This is a genomic window from Pseudoalteromonas sp. BMB, from assembly GCF_001709235.1.
GTDB lineage: Bacteria > Pseudomonadota > Gammaproteobacteria > Enterobacterales > Alteromonadaceae > Pseudoalteromonas > Pseudoalteromonas maricaloris.
This window is the reverse complement of record NZ_MBQA01000046.1, coordinates 14,172-33,238: the sequence shown is the minus strand read 5'-3', so window position 1 is coordinate 33,238 and position 19,067 is coordinate 14,172. Positions and strand designations below refer to the sequence as shown.

The 19,067-nt window shown below is 42.5% G+C and carries 20 protein-coding genes; 7 read left to right on the top strand and 13 right to left on the bottom strand.

Annotated elements, in window-relative coordinates:
• From BB427_RS03275 to BB427_RS03265, 3 genes are all read left to right on the top strand, one after another.
• A complete protein-coding gene (locus BB427_RS03275) occupies window positions 1-1,965 on the top strand; it encodes a pre-peptidase C-terminal domain-containing protein (protein ID WP_069018926.1) in 1,965 nt (654 codons plus the stop codon).
• A gap of 256 nt (window positions 1,966-2,221) precedes the next feature.
• Window positions 2,222-3,949 (top strand): hypothetical protein, encoded by a 1,728-nt coding sequence (locus tag BB427_RS03270; RefSeq protein WP_069018925.1) that lies wholly within the window; start codon window positions 2,222-2,224, stop codon window positions 3,947-3,949.
• Between the two features lie 87 nt (window positions 3,950-4,036).
• Complete coding sequence (locus tag BB427_RS03265) at window positions 4,037-4,504, top strand: DUF4920 domain-containing protein (protein ID WP_069018924.1); 468 nt, start codon at window positions 4,037-4,039, stop codon at window positions 4,502-4,504.
• Window positions 4,505-4,507: 3 nt separating this feature from the next.
• Here the strand turns inward: BB427_RS03265 and BB427_RS03260 are convergent, their stop codons facing one another.
• The 5 genes from BB427_RS03260 to BB427_RS03240 form a co-directional block, all read right to left on the bottom strand.
• Window positions 4,508-4,996: a hypothetical protein gene (locus BB427_RS03260; RefSeq protein WP_017216263.1), complete on the bottom strand. Its 489-nt coding sequence runs from the start codon at window positions 4,994-4,996 to the stop codon at window positions 4,508-4,510.
• Between the two features lie 115 nt (window positions 4,997-5,111).
• The gene (locus tag BB427_RS03255; protein WP_069018923.1) at window positions 5,112-5,792 is read right to left on the bottom strand and encodes a glycine-rich domain-containing protein; all 681 of its coding nucleotides are present in this window, start codon (window positions 5,790-5,792) and stop codon (window positions 5,112-5,114) included.
• Window positions 5,793-5,900: 108 nt separating this feature from the next.
• Complete coding sequence (gene phaC, locus BB427_RS03250; RefSeq protein WP_069018922.1) at window positions 5,901-7,667, bottom strand: class I poly(R)-hydroxyalkanoic acid synthase; 1,767 nt, start codon at window positions 7,665-7,667, stop codon at window positions 5,901-5,903.
• A 62-nt stretch (window positions 7,668-7,729) separates the two neighbouring features.
• Window positions 7,730-8,077: a phasin family protein gene (locus tag BB427_RS03245; protein WP_017216260.1), complete on the bottom strand. Its 348-nt coding sequence runs from the start codon at window positions 8,075-8,077 to the stop codon at window positions 7,730-7,732.
• Window positions 8,078-8,178: 101 nt separating this feature from the next.
• Entirely contained in the window at window positions 8,179-8,928 is a 750-nt protein-coding gene (locus BB427_RS03240; protein ID WP_045964280.1) for an SDR family oxidoreductase, read from the bottom strand.
• Window positions 8,929-9,143: 215 nt separating this feature from the next.
• Here BB427_RS03240 and BB427_RS03235 point away from each other — a divergent pair, with 215 nt between their 5' ends.
• Both BB427_RS03235 and BB427_RS03230 read left to right on the top strand, forming a co-directional pair.
• Window positions 9,144-9,686 (top strand): hypothetical protein, encoded by a 543-nt coding sequence (locus tag BB427_RS03235; protein ID WP_069018921.1) that lies wholly within the window; start codon window positions 9,144-9,146, stop codon window positions 9,684-9,686.
• 172 nt (window positions 9,687-9,858) lie between these two features.
• Entirely contained in the window at window positions 9,859-11,163 is a 1,305-nt protein-coding gene (locus BB427_RS03230; RefSeq protein ID WP_045989169.1) for a DUF4910 domain-containing protein, read from the top strand.
• A 55-nt stretch (window positions 11,164-11,218) separates the two neighbouring features.
• On the opposite strand, the gene BB427_RS03225 is transcribed toward BB427_RS03230, so the two are convergent.
• Window positions 11,219-11,461: an acyl carrier protein gene (locus BB427_RS03225; protein WP_039496786.1), complete on the bottom strand. Its 243-nt coding sequence runs from the start codon at window positions 11,459-11,461 to the stop codon at window positions 11,219-11,221.
• A 142-nt stretch (window positions 11,462-11,603) separates the two neighbouring features.
• Here BB427_RS03225 and BB427_RS03220 point away from each other — a divergent pair, with 142 nt between their 5' ends.
• Together BB427_RS03220 and BB427_RS03215 are read left to right on the top strand one after the other, a co-directional pair.
• Entirely contained in the window at window positions 11,604-12,578 is a 975-nt protein-coding gene (locus BB427_RS03220) for a YhdH/YhfP family quinone oxidoreductase (RefSeq protein WP_175401234.1), read from the top strand.
• Complete coding sequence (locus tag BB427_RS03215; protein ID WP_052258352.1) at window positions 12,575-13,036, top strand: 3-hydroxyacyl-ACP dehydratase FabZ family protein; 462 nt, start codon at window positions 12,575-12,577, stop codon at window positions 13,034-13,036. Before BB427_RS03220 ends, BB427_RS03215 begins: the two co-directional genes overlap by 4 nt.
• Window positions 13,037-13,087: 51 nt before the next feature.
• Here the strand turns inward: BB427_RS03215 and BB427_RS03210 are convergent, their stop codons facing one another.
• Genes BB427_RS03210 through fabZ form a run of 7 tightly spaced genes read right to left on the bottom strand, consistent with a single transcriptional unit; the run spans window position 13,088 to window position 19,062 of the window.
• Window positions 13,088-14,005 (bottom strand): AAC(3) family N-acetyltransferase, encoded by a 918-nt coding sequence (locus BB427_RS03210; protein ID WP_069018919.1) that lies wholly within the window; start codon window positions 14,003-14,005, stop codon window positions 13,088-13,090.
• Between the two features lie 11 nt (window positions 14,006-14,016).
• Complete coding sequence (locus BB427_RS03205) at window positions 14,017-14,985, bottom strand: transketolase family protein (RefSeq protein ID WP_069018918.1); 969 nt, start codon at window positions 14,983-14,985, stop codon at window positions 14,017-14,019.
• On the bottom strand, window positions 14,969-15,814 hold the full coding sequence (locus BB427_RS03200; protein ID WP_069018917.1) for a transketolase: 846 nt from the start codon (window positions 15,812-15,814) through the stop codon (window positions 14,969-14,971). Before BB427_RS03200 ends, BB427_RS03205 begins: the two co-directional genes overlap by 17 nt.
• A gap of 11 nt (window positions 15,815-15,825) precedes the next feature.
• Window positions 15,826-16,572 (bottom strand): SDR family NAD(P)-dependent oxidoreductase, encoded by a 747-nt coding sequence (locus BB427_RS03195; RefSeq protein ID WP_069018916.1) that lies wholly within the window; start codon window positions 16,570-16,572, stop codon window positions 15,826-15,828.
• The gene (locus BB427_RS03190; RefSeq protein ID WP_069018915.1) at window positions 16,569-16,988 is read right to left on the bottom strand and encodes a hypothetical protein; all 420 of its coding nucleotides are present in this window, start codon (window positions 16,986-16,988) and stop codon (window positions 16,569-16,571) included. Before BB427_RS03190 ends, BB427_RS03195 begins: the two co-directional genes overlap by 4 nt.
• Entirely contained in the window at window positions 16,988-18,592 is a 1,605-nt protein-coding gene (locus tag BB427_RS03185; RefSeq protein ID WP_069018914.1) for a GMC family oxidoreductase, read from the bottom strand. Before BB427_RS03185 ends, BB427_RS03190 begins: the two co-directional genes overlap by 1 nt.
• A complete protein-coding gene (gene fabZ, locus BB427_RS03180; RefSeq protein ID WP_039496798.1) occupies window positions 18,589-19,062 on the bottom strand; it encodes a 3-hydroxyacyl-ACP dehydratase FabZ in 474 nt (157 codons plus the stop codon). The genes BB427_RS03185 and fabZ overlap by 4 nt, the downstream gene beginning before the upstream one ends.
• Window positions 19,063-19,067: the final 5 nt, after the last annotated feature.

Genomic DNA, 19,067 nt, shown 5'->3' with positions numbered 1-19,067 from the left:
ATGAAATATACTCAAATGGCAACTTTTGTGGTTGCAGCTGGTCTATCTTGTAGCAGTTTTGCTGCGAGTGACTACCATCGTCTTGTGTGGGACACCAGTCCAAGCACCTCAGCAACAATAGGATTTACACCCACGTCAGGCACTAATCATATTGTTAAATATGGCAGCACAACGGATGAGCAGAGCTGGCAAAGTGCAGCGGTCAGCGCAACGCATACCTTTGACGGGGGCCTCTCAAGTTCATTTGTGAAATTAACCGGCTTAGCCCCAGATAGTGCGGTTTATTATCGTGTTTGTGATTCACAAGGTTGCGGTCAGCGTCTGTGGTTCAGAACTGCGCCGCAAACGGCATCAGGGATCACTGCTGTAGCTGGTGGTGATACGCGCACGGGTTGGACAACACGCCGTAAAGGCAATGAGTTGATCGCTAAAATTCGACCGCTATTTATTATGCATGGTGGCGATTACACCAATGCAAACTCCGTTTCTGAAATGCGTGAATACTTAAAAGATTGGCAATTAACCTTTTCGGATGATTTGATTGATGGCCTTGCATACAAGCGAATTTATCCATTCGTAGCAACACATGGCAATCACGAAGATGATAACTACAAAACGCTATGCCAAGTATTTGGCGTAGATTATGACCAAGATGGTGCGTGTACAGCAAAAGATACCTATGGTGCTTTTAACGTGGCGGGGCTTTTAAGGGTTTATACCTTAAATAGCCAATTTAAAAATAGTGGCTGGTCGAGCTATGCCACAGCGATGAACAATTGGCTGAAAAGCGACTTACAGTCTCAGGGCAACAGCGCAACGTGGCGTATCGCTCAATATCACAAACCGATGTATCCTCACTATTCAGGTAAGTCAGACAACACCATATTACACACTTGGTGGGCACAAGACTTCTATAATAATGCGATGAACTTAGTAGTAGAGTCCGATACTCATATCAATAAACTGACTTACGCACTAACGCCTACCAGCAATGGCTTTACTGCAACGACCCAAGGCGGCACCGTTTATGTGGGTGAGGGAAGCTGGGGTGCACCGGCAAGAAGCGCCAATGATCCAAAAAGCTGGACTATCGACCTTGCGAGTATTCAACAGTTTAAAGTGTTGAGTGTGACAAATGATAAGCTTACTGTTCGAACAGCTGAGTTTTCAAGCAATGCAACTGCCTTATCTAAGGCGCAGCGAGATGCCGATCCGCTCGCATTACCGATGAATATGACATGGTGGTATGCCGCCGAAATTGGTGATGAACTCAATCTGATCAAAGCAAGCAATAATCTATCTGTGATAGAAACTCCGATTGTTGAGCCGCCAGCTGCAATTGAACTTATCAGTGGTCAAACACAAGCGAATGTCACTGGCGCTAAGTCTTCTCAGACACTTTATTACATTGATGTGCCTGCGGGAGCAACGCAGCTAAAAGTTGAAACGGCGGGCGGCAGTGGTGATGTAGATATGTATGTGCGCTTTAATGCGGAGCCAACGACACAAAACTACGATTGTCGACCCTATAAATCAGGTAATAATGAAGTCTGTACGATTACTCCAGTACAAACAGGTCGTTACTATGTCATGCTTGATGGCTATGAGAGTTATTCAGGCGTTGCGCTAACGGCTACGGTTTATACTGACACTCCTCCAGATCAAGGTAATAGCCAGCAATGGTTGGATCAATCTGCCAGTAAAGGTCAGTGGCAGTATTATACTTTTGACGTGGCACAGGGGACACAGAGCTTGCAAGTAAAGGCATCGGGTGGTACTGGAGATGCTGATTTATATCTGCGTTTTGGTCAACAACCAAATAGTAATACCTATGAATGTCGGCCTTATGAAAATGGCAATAATGAAACGTGCACAATCACCAATCCAAATGCGGGAACTTGGCATATTGGACTCTATGGTTACGCCGCTTTTTCAGGGTTGACTCTACAAGCAGAAAGTCAATAATCCTGTAAATGAGAGCTTGGTGGTTATTGGTGTAACGATCAAGCTCATTTTAAAACTGACCGAATATTGAGAGTAGCTTGACCATTCACAATTAATGGAATTGAGACAATAATCGAGGTACAATACCGCTGCATTTTTGGACATGCAATTGTCTTTATGCAACGACCTCTGACGCGCGCAATCGTTGCGGTTCGTAGGGAAGAATAAATTTACCACGTGTTTGGCTATGTGCCGTGGTGATAACAAGGAATCAATTATGAATACAAAACTTCTCGTTGGCTTAGGTGCAGTGGCTATTGCCGTTGGTGCTTATGTAACCACTCAATCATCTTCTTCAAGCATTGCGATGGAGCAACTGGAATACGTTCCGGCTGATACCGCTGTATTTTGGGGGCAATTAACGCCTTTTGAGCAGCAAAAATATTTATCTTTTATGCCTGAAGCGCTTAGAAAAGTACAAAACCTTGAAGAAGCAACTGGGCTGCTTAGAAAAGAAAATGACAAACATCTGAATTTTCTGGCGACGTTATTAGAGCAGTACAATCTAGCGATGACATCCCCTGAGCAAATGAAAGCTATCTTAGGTATGGGTGAGACAGTTAGAAGTGTATTCTACACCGTTGGTTTGTTACCGACGCTGCGTTATGAGCTTGCAGATCCTGAAGCTTTTCAGCGCACAATAAAAATGGCTGCAAAAGATGCCGAAATCACATACCAAGAAGATACGCTTGATGGCGTCGCATTAACGCGTTATCAGCTTGAGTTCGCGCCAGAAGCTAAAATTGAGCTTATCACATCCGTGCAGGGTCAATGGGTAACGACGACATTTAACACCCCTATTAATACTGAAGCGGATTTAAAAGTTGCTTTGGGTATTGCCAAACCAGCCCAGTCACTGGCGCAATCTGGCAAACTTGAGCAATACAATACGCAGTTTGGTTTTGATGGTTCGTCAATTGCGTTTCTGAACCATGTGGCTATCGTCGATGGTATTACTGCAAATAAGCAGTCTGATTTGACTCGTATGTTAAATAACCTATTGCAGCTAGGTGGTGGTACTGAGAAATTAGCAGCGGTACGTGCTCCTGAGTGTCAGGCGGACTACAGTGAAATCGCCAACCTGTGGCCTGCAACGGTATTGGGTACCAAGAATATCAAATTTACAAATTCCGCAATCGACTTTGAAGTTGATACTGTTGTGGTGGGTAAAGATGCTGAACTGATGAAAGCGCTTGGGTCGATCCGTGGCTTTATTCCTGCGCACGTCACCAACGGTGAAGAGAAAGTACTAGGGTTTGGCTATGGTGTTGATGTTGCAAAAGTTGCGCCGCTTGTAAACACTCTTTGGGGCCGCTTTACTAAAGCTGAATTCAAGTGTTCAGAACTCGTTGCGCTACAGCAGCAAGCGAAACAAAACAGTCCAATGGCTATTGCGATGATGACAGGCATGGCGAACTCGGTTAAAGGCGTGAGTGCGTCCGTTTTTGATCTTGTTATGGAGCTAAACGACCAAGGCACGCCGGAACCTAAAACGTTTGATGCGCTAGTCACATTGTCTGCCGAAGATCCTTTAGTACTTGTTAATACGGTGAAAGGGCTTGCACCTATGCTGGGTCAAATTCAAATCCCAGAAGATGGTACTCCGGTTTCAATTAACCAGTACATTCCATCTCCACAGCCATTGGGTATGGATATCAAGCTGGCGGTTAAAGGCGATCACTTGGTATTGTTTACGGGTGAAAAGGCGACAATTATTGCTGAGAAAATGGCAAGCCAAGCGCTAGAAACTAATGGCATGACGCATTTCAGTATGGATATGCAAGCGTTTTTAGCGCCAATGTTAGAAGCGGCAAAAGCGACTGGTCAACCAATGCCTGAAGGTATTGATGCACTTTTACAGCAAAATATGGTGTTTGAGTTTAGTATGGATGTTGCAGATCATGGCCTTGTATTTGGCACTGATATGAAGCTGAAAAAACTATAACGAACAAAAACCAAATGATGTTGAAAATGCCGACGTAAAGTCGGCATTTTTGTTTATACTGGCTGTAATTTTTGAGAAGGAGGTTTTATGAAATTACAAAATAGGTTGCTGCTGATGTTGGCATTGCTTAGCACTATATCTTATGCAAGTGATACCCAGTTTGGTGGTGGTGCAGACATGAGTAAGCTCGTTGCGGGCAAAGACGTATTGAAAAATACTGAGCAGTTTGTGGGGAGTCAGATCACGCTGTCGGGTGAGGTGGTCAAGGTGTGTAAAAAACGCGGTTGTTGGATGACACTGAAAGTAGATAACGGCGAGGAAATAAACGTAAAGGTACGGGATGGCGATATGGTTTTTCCAATGTCCGCCATTGGGAAGCAAGCCTATGCGACTGGAGTACTCGAGCAGTTCAAGTTAGACATTGAGAAAACGAAGCGTTATTTGGCTCATAGAGCACATGAAAACGGTGAAGTGTTTGATGCAAGCAAAGTCACTGAGGGAATGAATCTAGTTAGGCTCAAACCGGAGGCAGTTACGATTTTAGAAGCGCAATAAAAGCTATTTCACAAGCACGGCGTACTCGAAGTTTGTGCGCTGTGAATTTGGACTGATCACTACTTGGTAAGTGTCAGCGCCAAGCATCACATAATTTACTTTGCCGACTTTAAGTGGCTTAGGTGTACTATCTAAGTCCATGATCCAGACACCCGTTTCCGTATCCGGAGCCAAGTTTATTAAGGTTCTTCCGGCGTTATTTGGAATATATAAAGCGGCATTGCTACTTTTACCCCAAATCGCTTTGAGTTTGTGGTTTTCCGACACCAATGTGTAATCCGCAGGACCAGAAGGGCGCATATCGGTCTGACGTTTGATTTCACACTGTTCACATTGAATTGAGGGAGCTGACAGGTGCGTTTGCAGCTGCCCATCAAAAATGATGCCTTCTGAAGCGATTCTCCACAAAGATTGACCTTCGCCCAGTTGGTGGCATCCCGACATCAGTAAGGCTGAAAATAGCAGGCTGTAATGTTTGTTGAAAATAGGCACCGGATCACCAAAAGAAACTAGTTAAACCGGTACAAATAGTAGCTAATCTTTAGCGCCAATATAAGGCCTTAACGTTAACGAATGTAAAAGGCCGCATCCTAGAAATACTTTGTGTTTAACTACTACAGCCGCTACCGCAACTTGAGCCACTACTACAACTTGAGTTTGAAGAGCTTGAGGAAGAGGTGCTGCTGTCGCCACTGTCCATTGACGTACACCCGATGTGCCCTGCATAGGTTGTAGTGCTGGAATCGCCTTTGGTAATGGGCTCTAGAAAATCGGTTGCCGAGTAGTAATAGCCATTTGGGATATTAAGTAAGGCATCCAGTGCGAATAATATAGGTAAAACAGCTGGTCTTCGCGGGGATATGCGCTCGATGCTACAGCAGGCTCGCCATGTCTTACGTAGACTAAGTTGAGCTTTGTTTTTCCCTTTCATTGCCTCAGATGGACAATGATGTAAGAAACGGTCAAAGGCCTCGTAGCAAAAGGAGTGATACTCTTGGGTGTGTAAAATAAATTCATGCCACAGCGCATCTACAACCCGAGAGGGCATAGCTAAGGATTGATCTTCGAGCAATAAGTTCGCTTGAAAAAACTGCTTAAGACCTAATTCAACTTGTGTCAGTTGCTCATTAGTAAGCTCTGGATAATGGCGGCTGAGTTTGGGTCTTAAATGTGTGAGGTCGTAATCTTGAATAAAACTACGCCTACGTGCAGTCGTTTTTACTTTTTGATATTGTAATACGCCAACAAAGGCTACGAACGCAGCAACAAGTATAAGAAATCCAATCATGTTATTTCCCTATATTTTTGTGTCCTAGACTGACCGAATGTATAGAATGTGTCAATAACGGGAAATATTAGAAGCAAGATTGCTTGCCTCTAATTGATTGTAAGTTTCCTAAATACTCTGTTTGACGTATTCTCCGGGGGCGTCGTAAATCCCCGGTTGTTCATCACTTTGTGCGGCACGAGCTGGGACTTGCTCTGGGTTTATTTGATGTAGCCACTGCGCCCAATGCGACCACCATGACCCGCTTTCATGCTTTGCCGAAGCAAGCCACTGGGCGGGGTTTTCTTGGTTTTGTCCATCAAACCAATAACCATATTTGTTTGCACTTGGCGGGTTGACCACTCCGGCAATATGGCCAGACTCACCAAGCACAAAGGTGAGCGGGCTGCTGAGCTTTTTAGCCCCCTCAAAAGTGCCTTGCCACAGCGCAATATGATCGTCACGGGTAGAGAGAAAGTAGACAGGTTGCTTTACTTTACTGAGGTCAATTTTAGTGCCACGAATACTGACAGATTTATCTTCAATAAGCTGATTATTGAGGTATAAGTCCCGTAAAATAAAGTTGTGACAGGTCGCTGTTAGGTTCGTGCTATCACTATTCCAGTAGAGTAAATCCAAGTCGGCGGGCGCTTTGCCTTTGAGGTAGTTATTGACGAAGTAATTCCAATACAAGCTGTTTTCTCTCAGCATACTAAAAGAAGTACCGAGCAAGTGCCCAGACATCACGCCATTTTGATTATTATACTGTTCTAGCGCATTAATGGTGGGCTCATTGATAAATGCGCCAAGTTCACCAGGCTGCGAGAAATCTAAAATCGTAGTTAGCAAGGTTGCACTTTTTACTCTTTGTTTGATGCGCTTAGCAGCAATATAGGCCATACACGTAGTGAGTAGAGTACCGCCGATACAATAACCCACAGTATGGATTTGCGTTTCGCCTGTTTGCTTTTCAGTTTGCTCTAAAGCACATAACACACCGTCGACGACATAGTCGTCAAACGCAATATTTGCCATGCTTGGATCTGGGTTTTTCCATGACATCATTAACACGGTATACCCTTGTTCAAGTGCCCATTTAACCATAGAGTTATCTGCTCTCAAGTCCAAAATATAGTATTTATTAACAAATGGCGGCACGATAAGCAGGGGAGTCTTGTGTACTTGCTCCGTAGTCGGATGATATTGGATCAATTCAAACAAGTGGTTTTGGAATACCACTCTACCCGGTGTACAAGCTAGGTCTTCTCCAAGTGTATACGCATTTTCATTGGTCATGCTGACTCGGAGCATTTCAGTGCTTTTGGCTAAATCTTTTTTTAAGCGCGCCAGTCCATCGAATAGATTCTGCCCGTTACTTTCTAGCGTCAGCTTGAGTAATTCTGGGTTGGTTGAAACAAAGTTGCTCGGCGATATTGAATTAACGGACTGTCTTGCAAAAAACGCTAATCGCTCTTTAAGTTTTGGGTCGAGACCTGGGGTATTTTCAATGGTGTTTTGTAGTGATTGTCCAAACCAAAGATAGCTTTGTTTAAGGTAGTTAAACCAAGGATTTTCTTGCCAATCAGGGTCTACAAAGCGTTTGTCTCCACGTTCTGGGCTAATAATGTCTTCTTTATCATCGGTAGTTTGTGACATAAAACTGTTTTGAAAAATTGCAAACTGAGTCTGCCACCACGCATTTTGCTGTTTAATAAAGGTTTCCGGTTGCTGATTGAGTGCACTGAGCCAGCTTTGTAAGTCGGCTTGGTTTTGCTCATTTAATGCATTTTGTAATGGATTCTCTTTACCAAAATGTGTCGCTGCGAGCTGCCACAATTCTTGGTTATATTGCCACCACGCAGTTAACCCTTGCTCAATATTTTCTTGAGTGCCCATACAGGTAGATCCTTTGTGTTGTTTGAACGGGTAAGGCGACCTAAGTCGCCCAAAATTGCAGGTTATTGCGCTTTCGCTGTTTTCAGCGTTTCTTTACCAAGAGATTCTAAGCTGTCTTTAAACTCTTGACCTAACTGAGAAAGCTTTTGACCATCTTGGATCATCTGTTGGCTTAGTGCGTTTAACGCGTTCAACTGACTTGCGTTAAAATCCATCATAGATTTTGCATCTTTGATTTCAGTCGCTTGCTTTAGCTGCTCAATGGATGTTTTAGTGATCTGTTCAGCCGAGTGCAGCTGAATTTTAGATAGTGCTTCGATGTTTTTTGCCACGATTTGGTTAAACTGTACCGCTGGTGCAAAGAATTGCTCAGTTTGTTCGTTGAATGTTTTGAATAAATCGCTGTACATGGTCTTTTCCTTGTTATCGATTAAGTTAACACAATGGATGATAGTGAATAGTTGGCACCACCGAACATCAGGTACAGCTCGCTCCCTCAGTGGTACTTAGGTTATTGCATATATAGGCCGCCATTGAGCGACAGGGTTTCGCCAGTAATGTAACCTGCTTCTTTTGATGCTAAGTAAGCAACTGCAGCTGCAACTTCGTCAGGCGTGGCTAAACGCTGCATCGGTACTTGTGCTTTTATGCTATTTAATACGTCTTCACGCATGGCGCTCACCATAGGCGTTTCTGTGTAGCCTGGCGCTACTGCATTGACGGTGACACCGCTTCTCGCACCTTCATAGGCTAGCGCTTTAGTAAAGCCAATCATGCCCGCTTTCGCAGCGGAATAATTTGCCTGCCCAAATTGACCTTTTAGGCCATTAACGCTAGAGATATTAACGATACGACCTTGCTTATTAGCGCACATTGCCGCAAAGACCGGGTTGGTCATATTAAAAAGGGAATTTAGATTGGTGTTGATCACCTCGCTCCATTGCGCGTGGGTCATTTTTTTAAACGCTGAGTCGCGTGTGATCCCGGCGTTGTTTACGAGTAAATCGATATTACCAAATTCTTGTAGGACCTGAGTCATCGCTGTGTGGCACTGCTCAGCATTAGTCACATCCAAGAATAGAGGTTTTACTGCCGCTGGATTGATTTGTAGCGTGTTAAGCCAGAGATCAAAGTCGGCCTCATTACGCCTTTCGCTTGCTATCGCGACAACAAAAAAATCTTTTTCAATGAGTGTTTTCGTAATAGCAGAACCAATACCACCAAAGGCACCAGTTACTACCGCAATTTGCTTGTTTTCCATAACGCTCCCGCGAAAAAAGAGGCTATACCAACATACTTCCTAGCCGAGTTAGCTTATCGAGTATTTTTGCTGGTATTCATGACAAATTGGTCGCGAGTTGATGTCAGTTTGAAGACAGCGGAAACGAAATTAGGAACGCACAACATAAATTTAATTAAGTTTTATCCAGTTTTTCCGATATGTATTGCAAACAGTGTCTATCCCAAGGAGTGAAAATGGATATTCAAATACATCAAGGTAGCTTATCACCGCTAAAGCAACAGACTGAATTGAAATCACAAGGCTCGGCTCAAGTTGCTTCCAACCAGATAAAGACGAAATCACCAAGCGATGCGGAAGAAAAGCAAGAGCTACCCGCGATGCTTTCCAAAGAACTTGATGCTGAAGCCGCTGGTTATAAGGAAGATAACCCTGTATTTAAAGAGGATTATGAAAACTTAGAAAAGGCAATGGACCTTATTCAAGCGCAAATTCGTAAACTCCAAGAAAGAATTAATAAGCTGATGCAATCCCAAGAGCAGCGCTTTTTAAAAGTCGAACAGCACCCAGACGCGATTAATGATGGGCAGCAAGCTTTAATCGAACACGTAGGCAGTAAAAAGTACCGTGACCAAACAAAAGTAGATGAAGTGGAAGTGCTTGAAGAGCAGCTCTCTGAATTTAAACAGCAAGAAGCGGAGCTTCGCATTCAGATGTTAAAGATGATTTTGGCGGAGCGAGAACGGTTGGAAGAGCTTAAACGCAAAGGAAAACGGTAACTTTTTACCACTAAAAGGTAACAGTATGTTGTATAAGTAATTTTTGAGAGTTATATTTTATTGGATAATCTTATTGGAAATAATGTGTGGCGTGCCAACGATATCCATTTAGAACAATAAACGCACTAGAAAAATAAAGTGTATCATATTCGGGAAATAAGGAGTTTAGAACGTGCAATATCAAGAGTCAGAGTTGTTTTATAGTGACCTTTTTGATGAGCTTTTCCCCATATTGCGTTCAATCACGGGGCCAGGCTTGCGTCAGAGTTATGATATTTTCTCTCGTTATATGCCCTTGACAGTTCAGTCTATCCCGACAGGTACCTCAGTGTTTGATTGGACAGTTCCACAAGAGTGGCACTGTAATGATGCATACCTTCTAGATCCGGATGGGCAAAAAGTCGCCGATATGAAACGTTTAAATCTAGAAGTGGTAAATTACTCTGAGCCTGTAAATAGTGAGATTGAGCTCGAAGAATTACAAAACCACCTTTACAGTCTTCCTGAGTTACCGAATGCCATTCCATATGTGACCAGTTATTACAAAAAAAGGTGGGGGTTTTGTGTATCTCAGAATACTCGGGATAAGTTAAAACCCGGCACATATAAAGCGGTCATTGACAGCGAATTTGTTAATGGTCATTTGGATATTGCACAGACTGTCCTTGAGGGAGAGTCAAAAAAGGAAATCCTGCTAAGTTCTTATTTATGTCATCCATCAATGGCAAATAATGAAATCAGTGGGCCTTTGGTGCTGCTCGGTTTATATCACCGAATTAAGCGCTGGCCAAAGCGACGTTATTCGTATCGCTTTGCTTTGCATCCGGAAACAATTGGTAGTTTAGGGTTGCTTCATTTAGAGGGCGATTACTTAAAGGAAAATTTAGTTTCAGGTCTTGTAATTAATTGTATGGGTGGTGAGCCTGAAGAATTAGTATTCAAGCATAGTCGTAACGATAATGGATTGTTAGATAAACTGCTATATCACCTTAATGAACATGGATTTCACCACCAAAACATTCCATTCAGCCCATTAAGTGGTTCAGATGAGCGTCAATACAATTCACCAGGTTTTCAATTTCCAGTATGTTGCGTGAGTCGATGTTTTCATGCAGGTTATAGTGAGTATCATACTTCGTTAGACGATAAAGAAAATATGGGGATTAAACCGATATTGGATAGTATCGACAAACTTGAGAAGATTCTCATTGCGTTGGAGCAGACAGCAACGTTCGAGAACAAGTTTCCTTATGGTGAACCAAATTTAGGCAAGCGAGGGCTGTACCCGACATTGAGCTTTTTCAGCAAAGAAAGAGTTGGCCAATTAGAAGAGTTGAATCATATCAGGATGTTACTCAATTATAGTGATGGAAAGCATGACACGATAGATATTGCGAACTTATCGGGTTGTAGCGTAGTAGATATGGAAAGTGCGATCAGTAAATTAGAGCAACAAAGCGTTCTTGAAATGCTTTAGAAACGGAATGATAGCCAAGCTTTAAGCTTGTGCTATCATTTTTTAAAACTAGTTATTATACAACTTCAACATCATACTTTTTAAGTATGTTTTTCCCTTCGCCGTATGAACTAAAGTCTATGATATCTTCCATTTCTAACATGATATCAAATGCATCTTCTAATTCTGCAACTAGTCCCATGTGACCGACTGAGTCCCACTCAGGAATTGCTTGATAGCCGAAGTCATCGGTGAGCTGTGCTTCAGTGATGTCAAAAGCTGTAATAAAGGCCTGATTGTACTTTTCTAAGTTACTCATTTATTGTTCCTATTTGACGACGAGCAATAACTATTATTGTGAAAGAATATTCGTTGACTATCAATAGCATCTATAAAAGAATGTCAGTATCTTGATATATTAAAACACACTTGCCATGACAGAATACTATAATGCACTCGTAGTGGAAAAAAAATCTCCAAGAGAATTTGAATATCGAGTTAAAAGCTTGCCAGTGACACATCTACCTAGTTCTGAAGTACTCGTAAAAGTGCACTATTCTTCTTTAAATTATAAAGATATTTTATCCTGTCAGGGCAATCCTGCAGTGACTCGCCGCTTCCCTCATACTCCGGGGCTTGATGCAAGTGGGGTGGTTGAGCAATCAAATTCAGCTCTTTTTAAAAAAGGCGATAGAGTAGCTGTGTTTTGTACGCCATTGGGGATGAATTATCAGGGCGGTCTTGCAGAGTATATATGCGTACCTGCTGAGTGGCTCATCCGATTGCCAGAAAATATGTGCCTAGAGGAAGTAATGGTATATGGAACCGCAGGGTATACAGCAGCACTTGCCGTTGAAGCAATCGAAAAGCATGGTATCGACAAGTCAGCTAGTAAGGTGCTGGTAACTGGAGCTAGTGGTGGTCTTGGCAGTATCGCTGTATTACTTCTTAAGCATCTTGGTTATGACGTTGAAGTGAGTGTAACTCGGGAAAACGGTAAAGTTTTCCTTGAGAATTTAGGGGTCACCGCTATTGTTGATTTAAATGCGTCAGATGTGAAGACGACACAAAACTTATTGCCTTCAAGGTGGCAGGCAGTCATTGATGTGGCTGGTGGAGATGTGCTCGCTTGTATTTTAAAGCAGGTATCAGAGAATGGTATTGTTGTGAGCACAGGGCTTGTTGCGGGGACGCATTTTGAGACAAATGTATTACCTTTTATTCTTCGTGGGATCAGTCTAATAGGTATCAACGCGGAAGGAACCTCGGTCGAAAGTAGAAAAAGTCTACTGATAAAACTGGCCTCAATTTGGCGAAGTTCTGCGCTTTGTGATGTCTACACAAAAGTGAAATTAGCAGGGGTCAGTTGTGCTATTGAAAACTTTAAGGAGCAGAATATATATGGCAGAGTTGTAGTGGATATGGAGGCTAAATGATGATGAAAACTGCGGAACAAATATCTACCGCTTTGGATATAACCGCCCCTTTTTTAATGATCGATAATTACGAGTTGATTGAGAAAGGGAAAACGGCTATTGCGACAAAGTCTATCTCCGTTGATGATTGGTTTTTTGAATGTCATTTACCAAAATCTGGAGTCATGCCGGGCACATTGCAGATAGAAGGTATGTTACAAACGTTGGTGCTACTGATTTACGACTCATTTGAGCACGGAGAACATCGGGCTTATGTAAACAATATTAACGTTAAACTGATGAAAGCAGTCACAGTGGCCACTTGCTCGGAATTGCGCTATGAAGCAACCATACTTTCTATGAGAAGGGGGATATGTAAGGGCGAAGTAATTGCTTTGTGTGACGGTACAAAAATTTGCGCAGGCACATTTAGTTATGCCTCTCCACACTTAATGGCAGTCCCTAAGTCAGCTGAATGATTTACGACCAATAGCCTGAAATAACTGTTGGTCGTAAAAGGGCATTAATTATCAGCAGCTTTGGGTATTAATTAGCGCGTTTAACTCTTTGGTATACAGCTTATCTGCTACCTTGCCGGTTATCACTTCATGCTCTTGTTTCATCGGTCCATAGTAATCAACATATCGGTTATTTCCACTATTTAGATCTTGCAACATCATTTCATGTGCACAGAGTAGGTTGATGCTGTGAATGAGAAGAGGTCTTTTTAGTGTGGATAGGAGTTGGGATTCAATAACTGCTGCTTCTCTAAAGGCTCTATCTCCAGTATGGGTTAAAGAAGAAAAGTCACAGGTATCTAAGTCTCGAACATAAAACTGAGTTTCAATGTGCTGCTCTTTGCTGTTTTGTAAGAGCAGTGAACCTGAAAATGTTTTGACGTAGCGATAATCAACATCGGCACAATGCTCTGCATGGTGAATGCTTGAGAGTGATTTTACATAGTGATGCCCAACGCAGATTAGCTGAGTGTTGTTATTTATCACCCACTCAAAAATGGAATCTGGTCCAGTGCTTTTAGCGATATAATTTTGTGTGAGAGAGGGGTAGGCGTGACCAAAAACTAAAAAGGAATAAAATGGTTGTTGAACTCTATGTTGCGGATATTGGGCTAACAACATTGCACCAAAAACACCGGTTTGTACTTCACTCTTGTAGGGAGAAAACGCTTTACTGTGAGGAAAACTAAAGTAAAACGACGAAATAAGTAAAGACTCATTAGGTTTGAGTTGTTCTACCAATGAATCAACAATATACACTGCAGCTTTGTGCGCTTCTGTGTGCTTTACACCTGTTGCAGCAATCAGCATGCGAAAATCAACTGACAACCAATATACATCACTTTTACATTGATTAAAGCTCAATTGTACTGCTGATACGATATTATCAAGCGCTTGAGTGACAGAATGATGATTATGTTCAAATTGCATCTTTAATCCAATTACTTAGTGAGAAATGTTACTGCTTTTTGAGCTATTGATTTTGCGTCCAACCCTAGCTCGCCAAGCATATAATCGTAATCACCTGTTTTTATGTATGCATCGGGTAGGGCAACAGAAAGGTGACGAGTACCACTGCCCAAAGGCGATAAATATTCAGCAATGGCGCTACCAAGGCCTCCAATTTTAGAGTGTTCCTCGACGGTGATAATAGGTCTGCCTTTCGCGATGATTTCTTGCAGTCTAGCTTCATCCAAAGGCTTGATAGTATGCATGTTAATGATGGATGCCGATATTCCTTGCTCCGCGAGTAATTCGGCGGCCTGCAAAGACTGGTAAACCATTGAGCCACAAGCGATAAGAGTTACATCAACCCCTTCCCTAAGCAGAATTGATTTTCCTATTTCAAATTCATAATCATCTGTGTAGACGATTGGACAGTTTGCTGTGCCTGTGAGGCGTATATACATGGGGCCTTTGAAACTGGCCGCGGATTCTACTAACTTCACGACTTCAACACAGTCTGCAGGGGACACAACGGTTAAATTTGGGATAGCACGCATGACCGCCATATCTTCGATTCCGAAGTGAGAGTTCCCCAAAAATCCCATGCTTATCCCACCACCGATTGCGACAGCTTTAACATTTAGCTCCATGTAACCCAAATTCATTCGAATTTGTTCGCTTGCCCGCATGGCGATAAAGGGTGAAAAGGAAGAGGCAAAAACATTGTACCCCTCCTTTGCAAGTCCTGCTGCTACGCCAATCATGTTTTGCTCTGCAATACCAGCATTAAGAAACTTATCTGGGTAGGTCGTGCGAAAACGTTCTAACCCAGATGAACTCGCCAAATCAGCTGACATTACCATAAGGTCATCGTGCTTATCTGCTATGGCAAGAATAGCTTGACCATACACCCCTCTCGGACCGAGTCTCGCCCACTGACGTGCACTTTTAGACGTTATTTCCATTGTCGCTCCTTTCGTTATTTGACTTATTGAGGGCAGCGACAGCTGCTTCGTAATTAGTTTTAGTTAGACGATTGTGATGCCATGCGTTATCGCCTTCCATAAAAGAAACACCTTTTCCTTTAATCGTATTAGCGACGATGGCTTTAGGCTTATTTAGAGGAGCTTCTTCAAAAGCTTCAACAATGGCATCAATATCATGACCGTCAACTTCAATAACATGCCAGCCAAAAGCACGAAATCGTTCTGCCATATTGTCGATGTGAAGTACATCTTTTCCAAAGCCATCATTTTGTTGTTTGTTGTAGTCTATGATAGCGGTTAGGTTGTCCAGCTTTAGGTGGGATGCCAACATAGCAGCTTCCCATACGGAGCCTTCATTGGTTTCACCATCACCAACTAATGTATAGGTATGAAAAGGCTTTGCTTGTTTTTTAGCCGCGAAAGCGATTCCCACCGCCATTGATATGCCGTGACCCAAACTACCATTAGAGGACTCAATCCCTAAATCAAGATTCATCACGGGATGGGCGATTAGATCACTGCCATTTTGTTGAAAGGTATCAAAAACTTCTTGAGAAATGATGCCTGCGCCAAGCAGTGCAGGATAAAATCCAAGTACACCGTGGCCCTTACTTAAGATGAAACGGTCTCGTTCTGGCCAGCGAGGATCTTGGGCGTCAAAATTAAGTACTTTTCCATAGAGTACCGCCATGACATCAGTCATAGACAGAGCACCACCAATATGAGTAGATGTGCCACTGTGATAGCTAATATCGAGTATCTTTTGCCTCATGGTACGTGCAAACTCAGTTAATTCTGGATAACTCATTACATTCCTCTTTAAATTAAACCGCCATCAACGTTGAGCACTTGGCCTGTGATGTGCGTCGCTAAATCACTACATAAGAACAAAGCTGTATTTGCAATGTCTTGAGGTATCGCAGCCTTTTTCAGTAAACTTTTAGCGACTAAGTCTATTCTTGCTTGTTCATCCATCTCTTCAGCCATATCGGTGCTAGTGACACCTGGCGCAATAGCATTCACCCTAATACCGCTATCTGCAAGTTCTACTGCCATACTTAGACTCGCGCGCTCAAACGCAGATTTGACACTTCCGTACGCTAGTGTACCGCGATCAATTTGATGCGTTGCACTTGAAAGAATATTGATTACACACCCTTGTTTTTGTCGCTGCATTAGTCTTGAAATCTGCTGAGTTAGCAATAACTGATTGAACAAATTCACTTCAAATAGCTGTTTAACATCATGCATTGAAGTCATTTGAAACAATCCACCCATTGCAACTCCAGCATTATTTATCAATATATCGACCGTTTTAGAAATTGCTCTAATATCTTTTATCGAGGATTTGACACTATCTTCATGGTTTAGATCTAATTTCACAAAGTGCAGATTATCTTGATGTGTCAAACTTGCCTTTGCGGTTTCAATGTCTCTGACAGCAGCGATTACCGTGCAACCATGTGCCAACAAGGTCTCGCTAATCGCTTTGCCGATCCCCCTGTTTGCGCCAGTTACAACGGCCACTTTATTTTTAGCAAGTTGCCCTGCAATGTAAGGTATCATATGACTTTCCTGTAAATAGGCCCACGTTCGTACACATCCTCAAGCAGCAGCCAGTCATCACTTTCCAAAGAGTTCCCGTCAGGAAAAGGAGGCACTGCGCCGGAACCAATTTTGGTTAACACGCTAGGGTGAGTGTAGTAGGCAGTAAGACATTGTTGGACGATATAATTGACTAAATAAACATCCACTCGCTTAGCTTTTTCAATGCAAAGTAAGTAGCTTTTTTCATCAAGGAAGGACAATGAGTTCGAAAACTTTTCTTGCGCAACATTATTCAAAATGAATAAAAACTCTTCAATTTGCTGTGGTTCTAATAGGTTTGCTAAAGCCTTATCTATATGCAGATCCATCGCAGAGGGCATATTAAGGCTTGTATCTGAAGGTAAAATAACATCTAGAAATTGCGATAAACTCATTATACTACCCAACTCTTTATATTTTTACTGATGTGGTCACAAAACTTTAGAGTTAAAGCTTGGGCAGTAGCGACTGGGTTGACAGCTCCTGATGTGATAAAAACGCTGCTGTCGACGATGAAAAGGTTGCTTACTTCATGTGCTTGCCCATGTTCATTGACCACTGAATTTGTTTTATCTGCTCCCATTTTGGTTGTTCCCATTAGGTGCCAACCCGCATGTTTCACAGGATAATGAGCTGCTGAAATTTTCGCTCCGGCTTCGGCGAATAACTTTTTAGTTTGTTCGATACCATGCTCGAGCATTTTTTTTGTATTTTCATGTAGAGAATAGTGCACTTTGATACCGGGCATACCAAACCTATCCGTTTTCGAATAATCAAGCTCTATACGGTTTTCAGGATCTGGTAAATCCTCAGAAATGACGGCAATGCCCATATTATGGTTAAAATATTGCGAAAAGGCCTGATGATGGTTTTTTCCAAGAGGTATTCTTCTCGTTATGTATCCGGAGCACGCGCTATCTACTGCTGAAGAGCCTCTTAATACGTGCAATGTGTAGCCGCGTTTAAAGCCTCTATCTTCTTGCGTTTCATAAAATTGTTGAGAATAAATACTACAGCCTTGTGGACCGATGCTTGTATCAAGTGGTTCATCAAATACACCTTCGACATATGCGAGTGGATGTAGCATCAAATTGCGACCAACAAGGTCATAGTTGTTTAATAGCCCATTAGGGAAAAGTTCGGATTTACTATTTAGTAGTAATCTAGGTGTACCTATCCCGCTACAAGCGAGAATGACAAGGGATGCGGCTAAAAATTGCTCACTTCCATGTTTGTCATAATATTTTACTCCTGTTGCTTTTTGTTCTTTATCAACTGGAATATCAAAAACACGGCATTCAGTCATTACTTGAACGCCTTGTAACTTTGCTTGCGGCCAGTAAGTAATATCAACGCTGCCTTTGGCACCTTGACTACACCCGGTATTACACGGGCCCAAATTTATGCAAGGAGGTCGGTTTTGGTGGTTTTTAGTATTGATAGCACTGTATGACGGCCACCAATGCCAGCCAAGCCGATTAAAAGCTTGAGCCAATTTTTTCGCACCTCGCCCCATCGCTACTGGCGGCAATAAGTTTTCATATTCAGGGTATGCAGTATCTCCAACTAACCCTGCAACGCCCATCATCTCTTCATTTTGATTAAAGTAAGGAGTGAGCGTCTGGTAGTCAAATGGCCAATCCTCTGCAACCTTATCAAGCTTATATGTGGCAAAGTCAGAAGGGTGAAAGCGCGGAAAGTGCCCTGAATATAAGATGGTACTACCACCAAAGCCATTAAAATTGGCAAGAGATATAGCGGAATTACTGTTATCAATTGGGTAATCAGCCTTGTTGGCTCTAACATTCGGGTCAAAACTCGCTGACCGTTGCTTATCTCGCTCCCAATCCGCTTTGGTCGTAGGGTATTGGGCTGGGTTAGATTCGCGACCTTGCTCAATACAAACTATAGATAGGTTGCTATCCTGGCTGAGACGCCAAGCAGCGGCTGCTCCACTTGCACCAGAGCCAACAATAATAATATCTACTTTAGCGGTCATAACTCAGTTTTCTTTTTTGGCAGATATTGCTCGAGGATTTCCGGAATGGTAATCATCATATCGGCCTCACAGGCTATTTCGCCATTAACCTTTGCCACGCCCCTTCCTTTACAAATACCTCTTTTCCAAGACAGTACTTCAGTTTCAATTTCAAACTTTTCACCTGGTTTTACTTCTCTTTTATAGCGCACGGTGTGTTGCAAGGCATGTGTTACTTTACCCTTTAAGCCGGGAAGAGTAGTAATCGCGACCGTTAGCATTTGCGCTAACGCTTCGAGTTGCAGGGCACCAGGCATATTTGGACCATCAGGAAAGTGTACAGGGAAGTACCACTCATTCATGGTTAGATTTTTATAGCCTTTGGCATATTTCCCGGGAATAACTTCCTCAACATGGTCAATCATGAGAAAAGGGTAGCGGTTAGGTTGATATTCTTGTAGTTCAACACAGTTTAAACTGAATTTTTCCATTTTTT

Bases quoted from the DNA above. Each gene is read 5' to 3' on its own strand.
- BB427_RS03275 (WP_069018926.1), top strand. From the start codon at position 1: ATGAAATATACTCAAATGGCAACTTTTGTGGTTGCAGCTGGTCTATCT.
- BB427_RS03270 (WP_069018925.1), top strand. From the start codon at position 2,222: ATGAATACAAAACTTCTCGTTGGCTTAGGTGCAGTGGCTATTGCCGTT.
- BB427_RS03265 (WP_069018924.1), top strand. From the start codon at position 4,037: ATGAAATTACAAAATAGGTTGCTGCTGATGTTGGCATTGCTTAGCACT.
- BB427_RS03255 (WP_069018923.1), bottom strand. From the start codon at position 5,792: ATGATTGGATTTCTTATACTTGTTGCTGCGTTCGTAGCCTTTGTTGGC.
- phaC (WP_069018922.1), bottom strand. From the start codon at position 7,667: ATGGGCACTCAAGAAAATATTGAGCAAGGGTTAACTGCGTGGTGGCAA.
- BB427_RS03245 (WP_017216260.1), bottom strand. From the start codon at position 8,077: ATGTACAGCGATTTATTCAAAACATTCAACGAACAAACTGAGCAATTC.
- BB427_RS03240 (WP_045964280.1), bottom strand. From the start codon at position 8,928: ATGGAAAACAAGCAAATTGCGGTAGTAACTGGTGCCTTTGGTGGTATT.
- BB427_RS03235 (WP_069018921.1), top strand. From the start codon at position 9,144: ATGGATATTCAAATACATCAAGGTAGCTTATCACCGCTAAAGCAACAG.
- BB427_RS03225 (WP_039496786.1), bottom strand. From the start codon at position 11,461: ATGAGTAACTTAGAAAAGTACAATCAGGCCTTTATTACAGCTTTTGAC.
- BB427_RS03215 (WP_052258352.1), top strand. From the start codon at position 12,575: ATGATGATGAAAACTGCGGAACAAATATCTACCGCTTTGGATATAACC.
- BB427_RS03210 (WP_069018919.1), bottom strand. From the start codon at position 14,005: ATGCAATTTGAACATAATCATCATTCTGTCACTCAAGCGCTTGATAAT.
- BB427_RS03205 (WP_069018918.1), bottom strand. From the start codon at position 14,985: ATGGAAATAACGTCTAAAAGTGCACGTCAGTGGGCGAGACTCGGTCCG.
- BB427_RS03200 (WP_069018917.1), bottom strand. From the start codon at position 15,814: ATGAGTTATCCAGAATTAACTGAGTTTGCACGTACCATGAGGCAAAAG.
- BB427_RS03195 (WP_069018916.1), bottom strand. From the start codon at position 16,572: ATGATACCTTACATTGCAGGGCAACTTGCTAAAAATAAAGTGGCCGTT.
- BB427_RS03190 (WP_069018915.1), bottom strand. From the start codon at position 16,988: ATGAGTTTATCGCAATTTCTAGATGTTATTTTACCTTCAGATACAAGC.
- BB427_RS03185 (WP_069018914.1), bottom strand. From the start codon at position 18,592: ATGACCGCTAAAGTAGATATTATTATTGTTGGCTCTGGTGCAAGTGGA.
- fabZ (WP_039496798.1), bottom strand. From the start codon at position 19,062: ATGGAAAAATTCAGTTTAAACTGTGTTGAACTACAAGAATATCAACCT.